3 protein-coding genes are annotated in these 2,532 nt (G+C 72.6%); all 3 read left to right on the top strand.

Features of this window, described 5'->3' with window-relative positions; translation table 11 throughout:
* The first annotated feature begins 148 nt into the window (after positions 1-148).
* Positions 149-676: a GNAT family N-acetyltransferase gene (locus tag PKE44_RS09010; protein WP_324550291.1), complete on the top strand. Its 528-nt coding sequence runs from the start codon at positions 149-151 to the stop codon at positions 674-676.
* Between the two features lie 94 nt (positions 677-770).
* The gene (locus tag PKE44_RS09005) at positions 771-2,033 is read left to right on the top strand and encodes an ATP-binding protein (protein WP_324550271.1); all 1,263 of its coding nucleotides are present in this window, start codon (positions 771-773) and stop codon (positions 2,031-2,033) included.
* Positions 2,030-2,532: response regulator (locus PKE44_RS09000; protein WP_324550269.1), on the top strand; the 503-nt coding region annotated here is incomplete at its 3' end. The genes PKE44_RS09005 and PKE44_RS09000, both read left to right, overlap by 4 nt.

The following is a 2,532-nucleotide window of genomic DNA, read 5'->3' as shown; positions in this document are numbered from 1 at the left end:
GCACAGGCCGGCGGAGTGCTGCCGATTCATCGCAGCCAGTCATGCCGCCCCGCCGATGAGTACCGATTCCGCCCTGCCTCCCCGGCCGGCTGAAACCGGGCAGGATTTCGAAACTTCAGCCCCTGAACCCCATGCCGCGGGCACTGCGCTGGCCGTGCGCGATGCGCTTGCGATCGACCTGCTCGCGATCTGCGAGATCTACACGCCCTACGTGCTCTACGGCGCCCAGACCTTCGAGGAAGTGCCGCCGTCGCTGGCGGCGATGACCGAGCGCCGTGCGCAGGTGCTGGCGCACGGCCTGCCGTTCCTGGTCGCTGAACGCGGGGCACGCGTGCTCGGCTACTGCTATGCCACGCCGTACCGGTCACGGCCGGCCTACCGCTACACCGTGGAAGACTCGATCTACATCGCCCACGACTGCACCGCCGGCGGCGTCGGCACGGCGCTGCTCGAAGCCCTGATCCGGCGCTGCGAGCGCGGGCCGTGGCGGCAGATGATTTCGGTGATCGGCGACAGCGACAACGCCGCGTCGATCCGGCTGCACACCCGCCACGGCTTCGAGCCGATCGGCATCTGCCGGGCGGTCGGCTTCAAGCACGGGCGCTGGATCGACACGGTGCTGATGCAGCGCGCACTCGGGGCCGGCGACCGGAGCCTGCCATCGGGCCGGGCCTGAAGCCGCGACATCCTGCCGCATGCCGGGCGCGGTACCGGCCGGCTAGACTGCGCCCCCCTGCGCCGGCGACGGCGCGACCGGATCCCTGATGCCGATGCTGTTCTCCCCGGTCCCCCCGACGGCCGCCGAGGCCGCGCGCCTGCATCGCTACCGGCTGCTGCTGATCGCGCTGGTGGCCGGGGCGCATGCGCTCGCCGATGCCGTACTCGGGCTCGACCTGCCGTGGGCGATGCTGGCGCTGGTGCTGGGCGGCTGGCTGCTGCTCGGGCAGGCGGCACGCGCGCTGCGGCTGGCGACGCTGCTGCAGTTCGGACTCGACCTCGTGCTGCTCACTGTCGTGTTCGCCACCACCGGCGGCTTCGGCAACCCGCTGGTGTCGCTGTACCTGCTGCCGCTCGCACTCGGCGCGACGCTGTTGCGCCGCCGGCTGGCCTGGATGCTGACCGGGCTGGCCATCGGCATGGCGACGCTGCTGATCGTGGTCTGGACGCCGGCGGCGGTCGGCCTGCACACGGCGCACGCCGCCCAGCACCCGCACGCGCTGTCCGGCGGGCTCGGCTATGCCTCGCATCTGGTCGGCATGTGGCTGAGCTTCGTCGCCGCCGCCGGGCTGCTCGTGCATTTCACCGGCGCGATGGCCGTGGTGCTGCGCCGGCGCGAACGCGAACTCGCCGCTGCCCGCGAACAGACGCTGCGCGACCGTCAGGTACTGGCCCTCGGTGCGCTCGCCGCCGGGGCCGCGCACGAACTCGGCACGCCGCTCGCGACCATCGCCGTGCTGGCGCGCGAGCTCGAGCTCGATCACGCCGGCGATGCCGCGCTCGCGGCCGATCTCGCAACGCTGCGCACACAGGTCGAGCACTGCAAGCACGCGATCAGCAGCCTGCTCGCCGCCGCCGGTCAGGCGCGCGTCGAGGCCGCCGGCACGCAGGCGCTCGATGTCTGGCTCGAAACCCTGCTGGCGCGCTGGCAGACGCTGCGACCGGCAGTGCCGGTGCAACTGCAGCTGGCCGCCGGCGCGTCGCCGTCGATCCTGACCGACGACACCCTCGCCCAGAGCCTGGTCAGCCTGCTCAACAACGCCGCCGATGTCTCGCCGGCCGGCATCGGCCTGCGCGCCGACTGGGAGGGCGGCGGCCTGCGCCTGGCCGTGCTCGACGACGGCCCCGGCCTGCCGGCACGGGCCGGCGAACCGCACTGGACCGGCAAGCTGCACGGGCGCGGACTCGGCATCTTCCTCGCGCGGGCCGCGATCGAGCGCCTCGGTGGTGAACTGCGCTACACGCTCCGCCCCGAAGGCGGCACCTGCGCCGAAATCCGGCTGCCAAACGCGGCGCTGGCGGTGAACCCGACATGAGCGACGCTGCCGCCGACCGGCCGACGCTGCTGCTGGCCGATGACGACGACACCTTCCGCAGCGTGCTCGCCCGCGCACTGACCCGGCGTGGTTATGCGGTGCGCCCCGCCGCCGATGTGGCCGAAGCGCGCAGGCTGGCCGCCATCGAACCGCCGGAGTTCGCGGTCGTCGATCTGAAGATGCCGGGCGAATCGGGACTGGCGCTGGTCGAGGCGCTGGTCGCGCTCGACGCCGGCACGCGCATCATCGTGCTGACCGGCTACGCGAGCATCACGACTGCGGTCGAGGCCATCAAGCTCGGTGCCGTGCATTACCTCGCCAAGCCCGCCGATGCCGACCAGATCGTCGCCGCCTTCGGCCGCCTCGACGGCAATGCCCGCGTGCCGGTCAGCGACACGCCGATGTCGGTCGATCGCCTGGAATGGGAGCACATCCAGCGCGTGCTCGCCGAACACGGCGGCAATGTCTCGGCCACCGCCCGCGCGCTGCACATGCACCG

The sequence above is a fragment of the Plasticicumulans sp. genome, from assembly GCF_035331805.1.
In the GTDB taxonomy this organism is placed as follows: Bacteria; Pseudomonadota; Gammaproteobacteria; order Competibacterales; family Competibacteraceae; genus Plasticicumulans.
Note: the sequence above shows the minus strand (reverse complement) of the source record. Positions and strands in the feature narration are given on the sequence as shown.